At 62.5% G+C, this 15,077-nt stretch carries 17 protein-coding genes; 12 read left to right on the plus strand and 5 right to left on the minus strand.

All coding sequences use genetic code 11. The annotated features are described in order from the left end of the window. The first annotated feature begins 9 nt into the window (after positions 1 to 9). Genes mnmG through PRL19_RS04585 form a run of 4 tightly spaced genes read left to right on the plus strand, consistent with a single transcriptional unit; the run spans position 10 to position 4,127 of the window. Complete coding sequence (gene mnmG / locus PRL19_RS04570; protein ID WP_273744032.1) at positions 10 to 1,869, plus strand: tRNA uridine-5-carboxymethylaminomethyl(34) synthesis enzyme MnmG; 1,860 nt, start codon at positions 10 to 12, stop codon at positions 1,867 to 1,869. Further along, positions 1,866 to 2,456, plus strand: a complete 591-nt coding sequence (gene rsmG / locus PRL19_RS04575; protein WP_273744033.1) for a 16S rRNA (guanine(527)-N(7))-methyltransferase RsmG — start codon at positions 1,866 to 1,868, stop codon at positions 2,454 to 2,456. The genes mnmG and rsmG overlap by 4 nt, the downstream gene beginning before the upstream one ends. Next, positions 2,449 to 3,234 carry a ParA family protein gene (locus PRL19_RS04580; RefSeq protein ID WP_273744034.1) on the plus strand — a complete coding sequence of 262 codons (786 nt, stop codon included), beginning with the start codon at positions 2,449 to 2,451 and terminating at the stop codon, positions 3,232 to 3,234. The genes rsmG and PRL19_RS04580 overlap by 8 nt, the downstream gene beginning before the upstream one ends. Continuing rightward, the gene (locus PRL19_RS04585) at positions 3,234 to 4,127 is read left to right on the plus strand and encodes a ParB/RepB/Spo0J family partition protein (protein WP_273744035.1); all 894 of its coding nucleotides are present in this window, start codon (positions 3,234 to 3,236) and stop codon (positions 4,125 to 4,127) included. The genes PRL19_RS04580 and PRL19_RS04585 overlap by 1 nt, the downstream gene beginning before the upstream one ends. 42 nt (positions 4,128 to 4,169) lie before the next feature. Here PRL19_RS04585 and PRL19_RS04590 read toward each other — a convergent pair whose 3' ends face one another. Genes PRL19_RS04590 through rph form a run of 5 tightly spaced genes read right to left on the minus strand, consistent with a single transcriptional unit; the run spans position 4,170 to position 7,378 of the window. Continuing rightward, positions 4,170 to 4,526 (minus strand): YbaN family protein, encoded by a 357-nt coding sequence (locus PRL19_RS04590; RefSeq protein ID WP_282029039.1) that lies wholly within the window; start codon positions 4,524 to 4,526, stop codon positions 4,170 to 4,172. 3 nt (positions 4,527 to 4,529) lie between these two features. Further along, on the minus strand, positions 4,530 to 5,696 hold the full coding sequence (hemW, locus tag PRL19_RS04595) for a radical SAM family heme chaperone HemW (protein WP_273744036.1): 1,167 nt from the start codon (positions 5,694 to 5,696) through the stop codon (positions 4,530 to 4,532). After that, positions 5,693 to 6,067, minus strand: a complete 375-nt coding sequence (locus PRL19_RS04600; RefSeq protein WP_273744037.1) for a RidA family protein — start codon at positions 6,065 to 6,067, stop codon at positions 5,693 to 5,695. Before PRL19_RS04600 ends, hemW begins: the two co-directional genes overlap by 4 nt. After that, on the minus strand, positions 6,060 to 6,668 hold the full coding sequence (locus tag PRL19_RS04605) for a non-canonical purine NTP pyrophosphatase (RefSeq protein WP_273744038.1): 609 nt from the start codon (positions 6,666 to 6,668) through the stop codon (positions 6,060 to 6,062). The genes PRL19_RS04600 and PRL19_RS04605 overlap by 8 nt, the downstream gene beginning before the upstream one ends. Continuing rightward, the gene (rph, locus tag PRL19_RS04610; RefSeq protein ID WP_273744039.1) at positions 6,665 to 7,378 is read right to left on the minus strand and encodes a ribonuclease PH; all 714 of its coding nucleotides are present in this window, start codon (positions 7,376 to 7,378) and stop codon (positions 6,665 to 6,667) included. Before rph ends, PRL19_RS04605 begins: the two co-directional genes overlap by 4 nt. 86 nt (positions 7,379 to 7,464) lie before the next feature. On the opposite strand from rph, the gene hrcA reads away from it, so the two are divergent. From hrcA to PRL19_RS04650, 8 genes are all read left to right on the plus strand, one after another. After that, complete coding sequence (gene hrcA / locus PRL19_RS04615; protein ID WP_273744040.1) at positions 7,465 to 8,520, plus strand: heat-inducible transcriptional repressor HrcA; 1,056 nt, start codon at positions 7,465 to 7,467, stop codon at positions 8,518 to 8,520. 6 nt (positions 8,521 to 8,526) lie between these two features. Continuing rightward, positions 8,527 to 9,057, plus strand: a complete 531-nt coding sequence (locus PRL19_RS04620) for a nucleotide exchange factor GrpE (protein ID WP_045981894.1) — start codon at positions 8,527 to 8,529, stop codon at positions 9,055 to 9,057. Positions 9,058 to 9,164: 107 nt separating this feature from the next. After that, a complete protein-coding gene (gene gfa / locus PRL19_RS04625; protein WP_139598320.1) occupies positions 9,165 to 9,749 on the plus strand; it encodes an S-(hydroxymethyl)glutathione synthase in 585 nt (194 codons plus the stop codon). Between the two features lie 108 nt (positions 9,750 to 9,857). Further along, positions 9,858 to 10,988: an S-(hydroxymethyl)glutathione dehydrogenase/class III alcohol dehydrogenase gene (locus PRL19_RS04630; RefSeq protein ID WP_046000533.1), complete on the plus strand. Its 1,131-nt coding sequence runs from the start codon at positions 9,858 to 9,860 to the stop codon at positions 10,986 to 10,988. Positions 10,989 to 11,067: 79 nt separating this feature from the next. Then, positions 11,068 to 11,700 carry an ATP-dependent Clp protease proteolytic subunit gene (locus PRL19_RS04635; protein ID WP_045981891.1) on the plus strand — a complete coding sequence of 211 codons (633 nt, stop codon included), beginning with the start codon at positions 11,068 to 11,070 and terminating at the stop codon, positions 11,698 to 11,700. After that, positions 11,697 to 12,218 carry a GNAT family N-acetyltransferase gene (locus tag PRL19_RS04640; protein WP_139598268.1) on the plus strand — a complete coding sequence of 174 codons (522 nt, stop codon included), beginning with the start codon at positions 11,697 to 11,699 and terminating at the stop codon, positions 12,216 to 12,218. The genes PRL19_RS04635 and PRL19_RS04640 overlap by 4 nt, the downstream gene beginning before the upstream one ends. Then, complete coding sequence (fghA, locus tag PRL19_RS04645) at positions 12,208 to 13,041, plus strand: S-formylglutathione hydrolase (RefSeq protein WP_045981889.1); 834 nt, start codon at positions 12,208 to 12,210, stop codon at positions 13,039 to 13,041. The genes PRL19_RS04640 and fghA overlap by 11 nt, the downstream gene beginning before the upstream one ends. Before the next feature lie 169 nt (positions 13,042 to 13,210). After that, positions 13,211 to 15,013 carry a methanol/ethanol family PQQ-dependent dehydrogenase gene (locus PRL19_RS04650; RefSeq protein WP_046000536.1) on the plus strand — a complete coding sequence of 601 codons (1,803 nt, stop codon included), beginning with the start codon at positions 13,211 to 13,213 and terminating at the stop codon, positions 15,011 to 15,013. The last annotated feature ends 64 nt before the right edge of the window (positions 15,014 to 15,077 follow it).

Consider the following 15,077-nt stretch of genomic DNA (forward strand, 5'->3'; position numbering starts at 1 on the left):
TTGTTTCACGTGAAACATTACGACGTCGCAGTCATCGGGGGGGGGCATGCAGGCTTGGAAGCAGCTACCGCTGCAGCGCGCCTTGGTGCAATTGTAGCCCTGGTCACCATGCGCCGCGAGGACATCGGTACGTTATCCTGCAATCCTGCTATCGGTGGACTTGGTAAAGGTCATCTGGTCCGCGAAGTTGACGCGATGGACGGTGTGATGGGACGGCTGGCTGATCAAGCAGGTATCCAGTTTAGACTTCTGAATCGTCGCAAGGGGCCTGCGGTTCAAGGGCCTAGGGCTCAGATGGATAGAGATCTTTATCGCGCCGCCGCTTGGGAGCTTATTTCCAGCTACGTTGGCGTTGATGTCGTGTTCGGCGAGGCTGTTGAATTTCTTGGCGATGCAAATGTTGTCGAAGGAGTAAGCTTATCCGACGGAAGAGACGTACGTGCTAAATCGGTTGTCTTGACAACAGGCACGTTCCTCAATGGCATGATACATATTGGCGACGTCAGCCGTCCTGCCGGTCGTTGGGGGGATAGGGCGGCAAGCAGGCTTGGTGAGAGCCTTGCCAAGTTTGCCCTGCCAGTGGGTCGGCTGAAAACTGGAACGCCGCCGCGGATCAGAAAATCGTCGATCGATTGGGATAGTCTGGAATCTCAACCAGGTGACGAAAAGCCGGTCACCTTCTCTTATCTTCCTGCCGTGTCATTAGTTCAGCAAATCGATTGCAAGATCACACATACAAATGCGACGACACATCGGATCATCAACGAGAATATTCAGAAATCTGCGATGTATGGCGGTCACATCAGTGGTCGCGGACCCAGATATTGCCCCTCGATCGAGGACAAAATAATTCGCTTTGCCGACAAAGATTCCCATCAGATATTTCTGGAGCCGGAAGGATTGGATAGCGACATCGTTTACCCGAACGGCATTTCAACTTCTCTTCCTGAGGATGTGCAGCTAGCTTATGTTCGGTCAATCCGGGGGATGGAGAACGCGGAGATCACTCAGCCGGGGTATGCGGTCGAGTATGATTATATCGACCCTACGTCCCTAGATACGACGCTCGCAGTCAGATCAGTTCGAGGCCTGTTCTTGGCAGGTCAAATTAACGGAACGACAGGATACGAGGAAGCAGCGGCCCAAGGACTCGTTGCTGGCTTGAATGCCGCGCTTAAGGCGGCGGACAAGGCACCTGTGACCTTTAGTCGGACAAACAGCTATATCGGTGTGATGATCGATGATCTGGTCACTAGAGGCGTGACAGAACCTTATCGCATGTTTACATCCCGCGCCGAGTTCAGATTGACCTTGCGGGCGGACAATGCAGATCAACGTCTTACCCCGATGGCAATAGAGATAGGGTGCATTTCGAATGAACGGTCTGTGTCGTTTCAGGCGCGTCAATCAAAATACACTAACGCACGCGATCGTCTTAGTTCTGTTTTCTTATCATCAAATGATCTGAGCAATGCCGGATTCCACGTCTCAAGGGACGGCCAAAGAAGGACTGTCTTTAGCTTGCTCGGTAATAGCGATATCAATCCGGACAAACTCGCGGATATTGTTCCTGAACTGGCTGCTATCTCCAGTGAAACATTGGTGCAGCTGCGGAACGATGCTTTGTACGAGCAATATACTGGTCGGCAAAACAAAGATGCTGAATTAATCAGAGCTAATGAGGCTACATCTCTCGACCCTGATATTGACTACAGCGGCTTGGGTGGTCTCTCGTCTGAATTGCGTGGAAAGCTTTCGGATCGTCGACCTAAGACGGTGTTCGAGGCTTCAAAGATTGAAGGAATGACGCCAGCCGCTTTGACGCTATTGATCGTCGCTTCGAAGACAAGCGTGCGTCGTACTGCATGATTGTTTCACGTGAAACACATGAGAGGCTTATCGCATACGAAGCTCTCGTTCGGAAATGGAATGCGAAAATAAACTTGGTTGCGCCTTCGACACTTCCGGAGTTCAACTCAAGACATATTCAGGACAGCATTCAGATCTTCGATCACGTACAATTTCCGGAAGGGAATTGGGTGGACCTTGGAAGCGGCGGTGGACTTCCTGGAATAGTTGTCTCTATATATGCTCAGAAGGCCCCGCTGACAGTGTCCTTAGTTGAAAGCGATCAGCGGAAGTCGGCGTTTTTGCGCACAGTCATTCGAGAGCTATCGTTGCAAAATGTATCGATCCTGACAGGTCGTATAGAAAATGTTCCCCCACTCGCCGCAAACTTTGTTTCTGCTCGCGCGCTTGCTCCGTTGTCGGTCCTTCTTCCGATGGTGCGAAGGCACATGAACCCGGAGGGCACCGCAATATTCCTGAAAGGCCGTTCGTGGAAGGCGGAATGCAACAAAGCAAGGAAGGAATGGCGATTTGACGTTACCAGCTTTCCAAGTAAAACAGATCCAGACGCAGCCATCCTGAAAATTACCGGAGTCTCGCATGCCTGAACAGCATATTGTGGCAATCGCGAACCAAAAGGGCGGCGTTGGCAAGACGACGACCGCTGTTAACTTGGGTGCTGCCCTGGCGCAAGCAGGCTATCCGACAATACTTGTTGACTTGGACCCTCAAGGAAACGCGTCAACGGGACTGGGGATTGGGACCGAAGACCGTGATTTCACGGTCTATGACCTTTTAACCGGCGATGCGGATCTCATGACTGTAGCCGTCGACACTGCGGTTCCGAACCTGCGGGTTGTCCCATCGACATCCGATCTTGCGTCTGCCGATGTACAACTGTCCCAAGTTGCTGATCGCACACGTCTTTTGGAACGCCAGCTATCTGATGCACCACATGGAACGATCGTGCTGATCGACTGTCCTCCGGCCTTGGGTCTGTTGACGGTTAATGCGATGGTCGCGGCGTCCAGTGTTCTTGTTCCGCTTCAGGCGGAATTCTATGCCTTGGAAGGTTTGTCGCAGTTGCTGGGTACGGTAAAGCAGGTCCGCCAGGGCGCCAATCCCAAGCTCCGCATCAATGGCATTCTTCTTACGATGTCCGATTATCGGAACAACTTGTCGCAGCAGGTGGAGGCAGACGCGCGTGAGACGCTTGGCGATCTTGTCTATCCCACGGTCATTCCCAGAAACGTTCGCGTGTCCGAGGCCCCGTCACATGCGCAGCCGGTATTGATCTATGATCCGTCGTCAAAGGGCAGCCACGCCTATCGTCAATTCGCGACCGAATTCACGGCGCGCCTGAAACTGATCCCGGAGATTGCGTGATGTCGGACAGCAAGATTGCGAAACGTGGCCTTGGCCGGGGTCTGTCCGCATTGATGGCCGACATGGACCTTGGCGACAGCGCAGGTCCCGCGCAATCGCGAGACCGCATGATGCTCCCGATCGAGCAGATCACCGCTAATCCTGACCAGCCGCGTCGGACCTTTGATCCGGATGCGTTACAGGAGCTTGCCGCCTCCTTGCGGCAGCGCGGTGTGCTTCAGCCCCTTATCGTGCGTCCCCACCCACAGGACAAGGATCTCTATCAGATCGTCGCGGGCGAACGGCGCTGGCGTGCGGGCCAAATGGCGCAACTGCATGAGATGCCGGTCATCATCCGCGACATGTCGGATACCGAGGTTCTTGAAGTCGCCATTATCGAGAACATTCAGCGTGCCGACCTGAATGCGATCGAAGAAGCGGCATCGTTCCGGCAACTGATGGACCGTTTCGGTCATACGCAGGAAAAATTGGCCGAAGCGCTGAACAAGAGCCGCAGTCACATCGCAAACCTTCTTAGGCTGTTGTCATTACCCGATTCTGTCCAGGATATGGTCAAGGACGGCAAGCTCAGTGCGGGGCACGCCCGCGCCTTGATCACGGCTCCCAACGCCGCGCAGTTGGCCCGTACGGTCAGTGAAAAAGGCCTGTCGGTCCGTGATACCGAAGACATGGTGCGAAAGCTGTCGCAGGACGGCGGTGAAAAGCCGCGCAAGGCCTCGCGAAGCGCTGCAAAGGATGCCGATACCAAGGCGCTGGAGGCAGATCTGGGTGCTCATCTGAAGATGCGCGTGCAGATTTCACATGGCGGTGCAGACGGGGGGCAGTTGACGATCACCTATCGGGATCTGGACCAGCTGGATCAGCTGTGCCAGCTTCTTGGAGGCAATCGCTGACCATATATAGTATATGGTAAGGCAGTTAAGGCTAAATTCTGATTATTGGCTGGGTCGCGTTACCAGAAACAGCGCGACCAGCCCACAGATCGCCGCCTGAGTTGCGACGACCCAAGGCGGCATCCCCACCCACCACGAAATGCCGACCCCGGAGCTCATTGCGGTGATGGCCCAAATCTTGGCCAAGCGCCCGACGACACCACGTTCCTGCCACGCACGCACGGGTGGTCCGTAGGTGGGGTGATCCAGGATCCGGCGCTCCAATGTCGGAGAGGATCGTGCAAAGGCCCACGCGGCCACCAGAAGGAAGGGGACCGTCGGCACCACCGGCAAGGCGACACCGATGATCCCGCACAAGGCAAACAGCCATCCCAAGACCAACCACATCCGCCGCCGCATCGGTCAGGCCGCCAGTTCGCGTAGAATCGCGTTCAGCACCGGCCGGCCCTGCGCGGTTGCCCGGATGCGCCCATCACGGCGGTCGATCATCCCCATGTCGATCAGTGACGTCACCGCATGCTCCTCCAGCGGCTTGCCGGACAAGGCCGCATAGCGCGCTTCGTCCAGGCCTTCGGTCAGGCGCAGGGACATCAACAGGTACTCGGTCGCCTGCTCATGTGCGGGAATGGCGTCGCGCGGCACCTCTCCGGTTCCGGTGGTTTCCACCGCCTGAAGCCAGGCTCCGGGCATGCGATGCGCCTCGGTCGCCATGCGTCCGTTGGGCAGGGTCAGCCGTCCATGCGCACCGGGACCGACGGCCGCCCAGTCCCCCTGGCGCCAATAGACCAGATTGTGACGGCTCTGCGCGCCGGGGCGGGCGTGGTTCGAAATCTCATAGCATCCCATGCCGGCAGCCTCGCACAGGTCCTGGGTGTCGAAATACATGTCGGCCGACAGGTCGTCATCGGGCAGGTCGCGCAGCTTGCCCGCCTCGGCCCGTGCGCCAAACGCCGTGCCGGGCTCGATCGTCAGCTGATACAACGACAGATGATCCACGGCCATGGACAGCGCCTCGCGCAGTTCCGCCCGCCAAGCGGTGCGATCCTGGCCCTGTCTGGCATAGATCAGGTCGAAACTGACCCTGTCGAAGACGCTGCGCGCGACGTCGAATGCCGTGCGCGCCTCGGCCACGGAATGCATGCGGCCAAGCCGGTGCAGATCGGTGTCGTTCAGTGCCTGTATCCCCATCGACAGGCGGTTCACACCCGCATCGGCAAATCCGCGAAAGCGGCCCTTTTCGACGCTGGTCGGATTGGCTTCCAGCGATATCTCGATATCGTTGGCAAAGCCCCACCCGGCCTGGGCGGCGCGGATCACCGCATCGACCGTCTCGGGCAGCATCAGCGATGGGGTACCGCCGCCAAAGAAGATACTGCCCAGATGCCGGTCCGGCGTTTCGGCGGCAAGGCGCGCGATCTCGGCGGACAGGGCGTCGGCCCATCGGCGCTGATCGACATGGGCCACGACATGGCTGTTGAAATCGCAATAGGGGCACTTGGCCGCGCAGAAGGGCCAATGCACATAAAGGCCGAACCCCCCGGCACGCCAATCCTCGCCCGCGACCGTCATCCGCAGAACGCCGTGACTTCGATCTCGACGCGCATCTCGGGCCGGATCAGGCCCGCGACCACCATCGTGGCGGCGGGCCGGATGTCGCCAAGTGCATCGGACAGGGCGGGGGCGATGACGTCGACCAGCGCGGCATCGGTGATCGTGTACTGCACCCGAACGATGTCGGCAGGCGCAAAGCCCGCCTGCTCCAGCACCAAGAAGATCGTCGTGAAACAGTTGCGCGCCTGCTGGCAGGCATCCTCCGGCATGGTCATGTCGGCATAGTCGTAGCCGGTGACACCCGACACGAAGCACCAGTCGCCCTTGACCACGGCGCGGCTGTAGGCCAGCCGCGCCTCGAAGGGCGATCCGGTGGTCAGCCTATGCAAAGCAGGCCTCGATCATGCGCGACACGGCGCGGGCGCGATGGCTGAGGCTGTTCTTGGTCTTGGCGGGCATCTCTCCAAGGGTGACGGGGTGTCCGTCGGGCTGGAAGATCGGGTCATAGCCGTGACCCTCGGCCCCGCGCGGCGGCCAGACGACCTGGCCCGGCAGAACGACCTCGAACACCTCCTCGTGGCCGTCGGGCCACATCAGCACCAGCGTGCAGCGGAACTGCGCGCGACGCGGGGCAGGGGCGTCCACGGCCTCCAATTCGCGCCAGGTGCGCTCCATGGCCATGGCGAAATCGCGGCCCTGGGGCGTTTCGGCCCAGTCCGCGGTCTGGACACCCGGCGCACCGCCCAAGGCATCGACGCAGATGCCGCTGTCGTCCGACAGGACGGGCAGGCCGGTCGCCTGCATCGCGGCGCGTGCCTTGATGCGGGCATTGCCGACGAAGCTGTCTTCGGTTTCGGCGGGTTCGGCCAGACCCAGCTGGGCCGCACCGACCACCTCGACGCCATAGGGCGCCAGCAGGGCGCGCATCTCGTCCAGCTTGCCGGCGTTGTGCGTGGCGACCAGCAGCCGCTTGTCGGTGAACTGCCTCATGCCATGGCCGCCTTCTGCGCGGCGACCAGATCGGCCATCCCGGCCTCGGCCAGGTCCAGCAGACGTCCCATCTCGTCGCGCGAGAAGGTCGCGCCTTCGGCCGACATCTGCACCTCGATCAGGCGGCCCGCACCGGTCAGCACGAAGTTGCCGTCGGTCCCGGCCTCGCTGTCCTCGGCATAGTCCAGGTCCAGAAGCGGCTGGCCCGCATAGATGCCGCAGCTGACGGCCGCCACGTGGTCCAGGATCGGGTCGCTGGAGATCGCGCCGGCCTTCAGCAGCTTGTTCACCGCCAGCCGCAGCGCCACCCAGCCCCCGGTGATGGACGCACAGCGCGTGCCGCCGTCCGCTTGGATCACGTCGCAGTCGATGCTGATCTGGCGTTCGCCCAAGGCGCTGCGGTCGATGCCCGCGCGCAGGCTGCGGCCGATCAGGCGCTGGATCTCCTGCGTGCGGCCCGACTGCTTGCCCTGGGCTGCCTCGCGGCGGTTGCGCGTGTTCGTGGCGCGTGGCAGCATGCCGTATTCGGCCGTGACCCAGCCCAGGCCGGTGCCCTTCAGGAAACGCGGCGGGTTGTCCTCGATGGTGGCGGTGCACAGGACATGCGTGTCGCCGCACCGGATCAGACAGGACCCCTCGGCGTGGCGCATCACCCCGGTTTCAATTGAAATCGGACGCATTTGGGCTAGATTCCGGCCGGACGGGCGCATGACTGTTCCTTTTCGTGAGGTTAGGATGCCCATACCGTCCGGGGGCACCATCACGCAACCCCACCGGGGGTCACAAGACGGGGCGCATGAACCAGGAATCGCTGCTGCACGAGATGAACGACCGGTCCCGCGAGGTTTTTCGCCGGGTCGTCGAATCCTATCTGGAGACCGGAGAGCCTGTGGGCTCTCGCACCCTGACCCGCGCGCTGTCCGAAAAGGTCAGCGCCGCGACCATCCGAAACGTGATGCAGGACCTGGAATTCATGGGCCTGCTGGACAGCCCGCATGCATCCGCAGGGCGCCTGCCGTCGCAGATGGGCCTGCGCCTGTTCGTCGACGGCATGATGGAAATCGACGCCGTCAATTCGACCGACCGTGCCGCCATCGACGAGACGCTTGGCAATGACGACCCCGAGACCGGGGTGCTGCTGGACCGCGTCAGCACGGCGCTGTCCTCGATCACGCGCGGCGCGTCGCTGGTCCTGATGCCCAAGCACGAAGCGCCGATCCGTCACATCGAATTCGTCAGCCTGGGGCCGGATCGGGCGCTGGTGGTTCTGGTCTTTGCCGACGGCCATGTCGAGAACCGCATCTTTACCCCGCCGCCCGGCCAGACCCCATCATCGATGCGCGAGGCCGGCAATTTCCTGAACGCCATGGCCGAGGGCAAGACATTGGCCGAACTGCGCGGCCATCTGTCCCAGCAGATCAACGCCCGCAGGCGCGAACTGGACGTGCTGGCGGCAGAGTTGGTGGAATCGGGCATCGCGCTGTGGGGGGCCGAGGCCACCGACCCGCGCCTGATCGTGCGGGGACGCGCGAACCTGCTGGACCGCGAGGCCGCCGACCTGGACCGCATCCGCGTGCTGTTCGACGACCTGGAACGCAAGCGCGACATCGTCGAATTCCTGGAACTGACCGAACGGGGCGAGGGCGTGCGCATTTTCATCGGCTCCGAGAACAAGCTTTTTTCACTTTCGGGTTCCGCTCTGGTGGTTTCACCCTATATGAATGCCGACCGGAAAATTGTGGGTGCGGTGGGTGTCATCGGGCCGACCCGGCTGAATTACGGCCGGATCGTGCCGATCGTCGATTATACCGCGCAGCTGGTCGGGCGGGTGCTGTCCGGCCGGAAAGGATGAAGTGAAATGACCGAGCAGAACGAACAGCCCATGGACGAATTCATGGATGACCCCCTGGCAGAGCCCGATGACGCGCTGGCCCAGCTGACCGCCGAGCGCGACGAGCTGCGCGACAAGTGGATGCGCGCGCTGGCCGATGCCGAAAACTCGCGCAAGCGGGCCGACAAGGACCGCCGCGACGCCGAGAATTACGGCGGATCGCGCCTGGCACGCGACCTGCTGCCCGTGCATGACGCCCTGACCCGCGCGCTGGACGCCGCGGGAGAGGAGCAGCGCACCGCCGCCGCCGCCCTGATCGAGGGGGTCGAACTGACCCTGCGCGAGCTGTCCAACGTGTTCACCAAGCACGGCGTGACCATCATCCGCCCCGAGGCCGGCGACAAGTTCGACCCCACCCACCACGAGGCGATGTTCGAGGCCGCGGTCCCCGGCACCGTCGCGGGCCACATCATCCAGGTGATGGATAACGGCTTCATGCTGCACGACCGCCTGCTGCGCCCGGCCAAGGTCGGCGTGTCCTCGACCCCCGCCAGCTGACCGATTCGCAGCCCGGTCCGCGGGTCGGGCTGCTACCTTCCGCTGACTTGTCGAATGTTCCCGATGGCGCGACGCTTGGTCACACCGGTCAGCCAGAGGAGGGGATGATGACCAGCACTCAGGGGGTGCATATCCACCCTGCCGTCGATCACGGCATCGCGAAAGGCAGCCCGGGCTTCTCGGGCGGGGTCCTGACGTGTCACTGCGCGACCAACCCGGTCAAGGTCCGGGTCAGCGCGCAGACCGCCCACAACCATGTCTGCGGCTGCACCAAGTGCTGGAAACCCGACGATGCGGTGTTCAGCCAGATCGCCGTGGTGTCCCGCGATTCCGTCGAGGTCCTGGAGGGCGCCGACAAGCTGGAGGTCGTGGACGCTGGTGCCGCCATCCAGCGCCACCGCTGCCGCGAGTGCGGCGTGCACATGTACGGCCGGATCGAGAACAAGGACCATCCGTTCTACGGGCTGGACTTCGTGCATACCGAACTGTCGGGGGAACAGGGTTGGTCGGCGCCGGAATTCGCGGCATTCGTCAGCTCCGTCATCGAATCGGGGGTCGAACCAAGCCGCATGGACGGCATCCGCTCGCGCCTGCGCGAACTGGGGCTGGAGCCCTATGACGCGCTGTCCCCGCCGCTGATGGACGCGATCGCCACCAGCATCGCCAAGCGCTCCGGTGCGCTGCCCGCTTGACGGGGATGCGCATTAGACTGGAAGAACATTCAAGGGGCCGCTTGTCGGCCCCTTAGACCTGACTGAAACGCCCGACCGACAAGCCCGTGAGGGAACAGGAGAATAGTCATGAGAACCCGTGCCGCCGTGGCCCTAGAGGCCGGCAAACCGCTGGAAGTGATGGAGGTCAACCTGGAAGGCCCCAAGGCCGGCGAGGTCATGATCGAAATCAAGGCCACCGGTATCTGCCATACCGACGAATTCACCCGTTCGGGCGACGACCCGGAAGGCATCTTCCCCGCCATCCTGGGCCATGAGGGCGCGGGCGTCGTGGTCGAGGTCGGCCCCGGCGTCACCTCGCTGAAGGTCGGCGATCACGTCATCCCGCTCTACACGCCCGAATGCCGCGAATGCGCGTCCTGCCTGTCGGGCAAGACGAACCTGTGCACCAAGATCCGCGCGACCCAGGGCAAGGGCCTGATGCCCGACGGCACGACCCGCTTCAGCATGCTGGATGGCACGCCGATCTATCACTACATGGGCTGCTCGACCTTCGCCAACCACACGGTCCTGCCCGAGATCGCGGTCGCCAAGGTCCGCGACGACGCGCCCTTCGACAAGATCTGCTATATCGGCTGCGGCGTGACCACCGGCATCGGCGCGGTCATCAATACTGCCAAGGTCGAGATCGGCGCCAAGGCGGTGGTCTTTGGCCTGGGCGGCATCGGCCTGAACGTCGTGCAGGGCCTGCGGCTGGCGGGCGCTGACATGATCATCGGCGTCGATCTGAATAACGACCGCCGCGAGATGGCCGAACGCTTCGGCATGACGCATTTCGTCAATCCCAAGGAAATCGACGGCGGCATCGTCCAGCACATCGTCGAGATGACCAAGACCCCCTTCGACCAGATCGGTGGCGCCGATTACAGCTTTGACGCGACCGGCAGCACCAAGGTGATGCGCGACGCGCTGGAATGCACCCACCGGGGCTGGGGCGTGTCGGTGATCATCGGCGTGGCCGCGGCGGGCGCCGAGATCAGCACCCGCCCGTTCCAGCTGGTCACCGGCCGGGTCTGGAAGGGCACGGCCTTCGGTGGCGCGCGCGGGCGGACCGACGTGCCCAAGATCGTCGACTGGTACATGGACGGCAAGATCGAGATCGACCCGATGATCACCCACACGATGCCGCTCGACGACATCAACAAGGGCTTCGATCTGATGCATCACGGTGAATCGATCCGCTCGGTCGTCCTTTACTGATCCTTCATGGCTGCTTAGGTAAAAGAACGGCGGGGCCCCGGTCCCGCCGTCGCCATGAGAGAGAACAAGGAGCAGGCCGATGCGTCACCAGTGGCTGGACGATGACGACGACGAACCGCAAGAAGACGACCGCCGCCACAAGGAAGAGGGCGGGCTGGGCCTGCCCGAAGGCGACAAGATCGGCAAGCTGTACTTCAAGTCGCGCACGGTGATCGTCGCCGGCGCCATCAACGACAAGCTGGCGCAGCGCACCGTGGCCCACCTTCTGGCCCTGGCCGAGGAAAGCGACAAGCCGATCAACATGCTGATCTCGTCCCCCGGCGGGCATGTGGAATCGGGCGACATGATCCACGACGTGGTCAAGTTCATCCGTCCCACCGTGCGCACCATCGGGTCGGGCTGGGTCGCCAGCGCCGGCGCGCTGATCTTCGTCGCGGCGAAGAAGGAAAACCGCTACTGCCTGCCCAACACCCGCTTCCTGATCCACCAGCCCTCGGGCGGGATCGGCGGCACGTCCTCGGACATGATGATCCAGGCGGAACAGGTGCGTCTGATGCGCGATCGCCTGAACCAGATCTTCGCCGAGGCGACCGGTCAGAAGGTCGAGCGGATCGAGAAGGACACGCAGCGCGATTTCTGGCTGAACACGCAGGAGGCGCTGGATTACGGCCTGCTGGGCCAGGTGATCCGCAGCGCGGACGACCTGAAATGACGGCAGGGGGCGGATTGACCATCCGCCCGGCCACCCCCGCCGATCACGATGCGATCTGGGCCATCCTGGAGCCCGTCTATCGTGCCGGTGAGACCTATTGCATCCCCCGCGACATCACCCGCCCCGAGGCGATCGCCGACTGGTTCGGGCATCCCTTCACGGCCTTCGTCGCGGTGCTGGACGGCCGCATCCTGGGGACCAGCCATGTGGGCGCGAACCGCCCCGCAGGCGGGTCGCATGTCGCCAACGCGTCCTTTGCGACCCATCCGGACGCGCGGGGCCGGGGCGTCGCCCGCGGGCTGGTCGAACATGCCAAATCATGGGCCGCCGCGCAGGGATTCGCCGCGATGCAGTTCAATTTCGTGGTGTCGACCAATGCCGATGCCGTCCATTTGTGGCAGAAGGCCGGATTTTCCATTGTCGGCCGGCTGCCGGGGGCGTTTCGTCATCCCCAGCTTGGACCGGTCGATGGGCTGGTCATGTTCCACACCCTGAAGGGAGAGCCCGATGAGCCTTGAGACCCTGTCCGAAACCCGCAGCTTCGGCGGCACCCAAGGCGTCTATCGCCACAAGTCGCAGGCCACCGGCACCGACATGACCTTTGCCGTCTACCTGCCGGAGATGGCGCTGCACGGGCGCGTACCGGTTCTGTGGTACCTGTCCGGCCTGACCTGCAACCACGAGAACGCGATGACCAAGGCCGCCGCCCAGCAGTGGTGCGACGAGGCCGGCATCGCCATCATCTTTCCCGACACCTCGCCCCGTGGCGAGGGTGTGGCCAACGACGAGGCCTATGACCTGGGCCAGGGTGCGGGCTTTTACGTGAACGCCACGCAGGACCCGTGGAAGCCGCATTTCCAGATGTGGCACTATATCGTCCATGAACTGCCCGAACTGGTATCCGACAATTTCGCCATCGACCGCGATGCGATGGGCATCACCGGCCATTCGATGGGCGGGCACGGCGCGCTGACCATCGCGATGACCCATCCAGACCGCTACAAGTCGGTGTCGGCCTTCTCTCCGATCGCGAACCCGACGGAATCGGACTGGGGTCGCAAGCAGTTCACGGCCTATCTGGGCGAGGATCGCGCCACGTGGCGGGCCCATGATGCGACGCTGCTGATGACCGAGAAGGGCTATCCCGGAGAGGTGCTGATCGACCAGGGCGCCAACGACCAGTTCCTGGACCTGCTGCGTCCCGAATCGTTGGCCCATGCGATGATGGCACGCCGCCAGCCCGGTCAGTTCCGCATGCATCCGGGCTATGACCACAGCTACTTCTTCGTCCAGAGCTTCATGGCCGACCATGTCTTCTGGCATGCCGAACGGCTGACCTGAACCGATTGCCGAACATTCCCGATGCCCCTGCCGTTTTCCCATAAGACTTTAGGGGCAAAGGGCAGGGGCCGCGATTGACGCAAGGGGGTGCCCGACCAACTACTTGGACATGGAATGCCGCGGGGGGAGGAAATCCGCGGCGCTTATCCAGGGAGCGGAGGAGCACTCGATGAAACATCTCTTGAACAGCGCGGCTGTCGCGCTGCTTTTGACCGGCGCATCGGCTTACGCGAATGAAAGCGTCCTGACCGAGACCGCCGAGGCCGGACAATGGGCCATCCAGACCGGCGACTATGCCAACACCCGGTATTCCGAACTGGACCAGATCACCCGTGAGAACGTCGGCGATCTGCGCGTCGCCTGGACCTTCTCGACCGGCGTGCTGCGCGGACACGAGGGCGGGCCGCTGGTCGTGGACAATGTGATGTATGTCCACACGCCCTTTCCGAACAACATCTTCGCGCTGGACCTGAACGACAACGGCAAGATCCTGTGGCGCTATACGCCCCAGCAGGACCCCGAAGTCATCGCGGTCATGTGCTGCGACACCGTCTATCGCGGTCCGGCCTATGCAGACGGACTGATCCTGTCGCACCAGGCCGACACGACGCTGGTGGCGCTTGACGCCAAGACCGGCGAGGTCAAGTGGTCGGTCAAGACCGGCGATCCGGCCATCGGCGAGACGAACACCGCGACCGTGCTGCCCGTGGGCGACAAGGTGATCGTGGGCGTGTCGGGCGGCGAATACGGCGTGCGCGGCCGCGTCACCGCCTACAGCCTGGCCGACGGGTCCGAGGTCTGGAAGGCCTATTCGACCGGTCCCGACGAGGAGATGCTTGTCGATCCGGAAACCACCATGCACCTGGGCAAGCCCATCGGTGCCGACAGCTCGCTGAACAGCTGGGAAGGCGATCAGTGGAAGATCGGCGGCGGTTCGACCTGGGGCTGGTATTCCTATGACCCGGACCTGAACCTGATCTATTACGGCACCGGCAACCCGTCGACCTGGAACCCGTCGCAGCGTCCCGGCGACAACCGCTGGTCCATGACCATCATGGCCCGCGACGCCGATACCGGCATGGCCAAGTGGTTCTACCAGAAGACGCCCCATGACGAATGGGACTATGACGGCGTGAACGAGAACATCCTGGTCGACAAGGAAATCGACGGCCAGATGCGCAAGCTGCTGGTGAACTTCGACCGCAACGGCTTCGGCTACACGCTGGACCGCGAGACGGGCGAACTGCTGGTGGCCGAAAAGTTCGACCCGGCCGTCAACTGGGCGACCGAAGTCGACATGAACAAGGACTCCGAGACCTACGGCCGTCCGCTGGTCGTGTCGGAATACTCGACCGCCCAGAACGGCGAGGACACCAACACCACCGGCGTCTGCCCGGCGGCGCTGGGATCCAAGGACCAGCAGCCGGCGTCCTATTCGCCGAAGACCGGCCTGTTCTATGTGCCGACCAACCACGTCTGCATGGACTATGAACCCTTCCGCGTCGCCTATACCGCGGGTCAGCCCTATGTCGGCGCGACGCTGTCGATGTATCCGGCCCCCGAAAGCCATGGCGGCATGGGCAACTTCATCGCCTGGGACGCCGTCGCCGGCGAGATCAAGTGGTCGCTGCCCGAGCAGTTCTCGGTCTGGTCGGGCGCCCTGGCGACCGCGGGCGACGTGGTCTTCTACGGCACGCTGGAAGGCTACCTGAAGGCTGTCGACGCCGAGACGGGCGAGGAGCTCTACAGCTTCAAGACGCCGTCGGGCATCATCGGCAACACCATGACCTACGAGAACAACGGCAAGCAGTATGTCGCGGTTCTGTCGGGTGTCGGCGGATGGGCGGGCATCGGTCTGGCGGCCGGTCTGACCAATCCCAATGACGGTCTGGGTGCCGTGGGCGGCTATGCGGCCCTCAGCGACTATACCGAACTGGGCGGTCAGCTGACCGTGTTCGAACTGCCGGACTGATCTGCCGGCCGCGGGGCGTCTCATACTTTCGTTCCGCATACGCAAGCGTGACCTATGACGGCGC

This window comes from Paracoccus marcusii (genome assembly GCF_028621715.1).
Classification (GTDB): Bacteria; Pseudomonadota; Alphaproteobacteria; order Rhodobacterales; family Rhodobacteraceae; genus Paracoccus; species Paracoccus marcusii.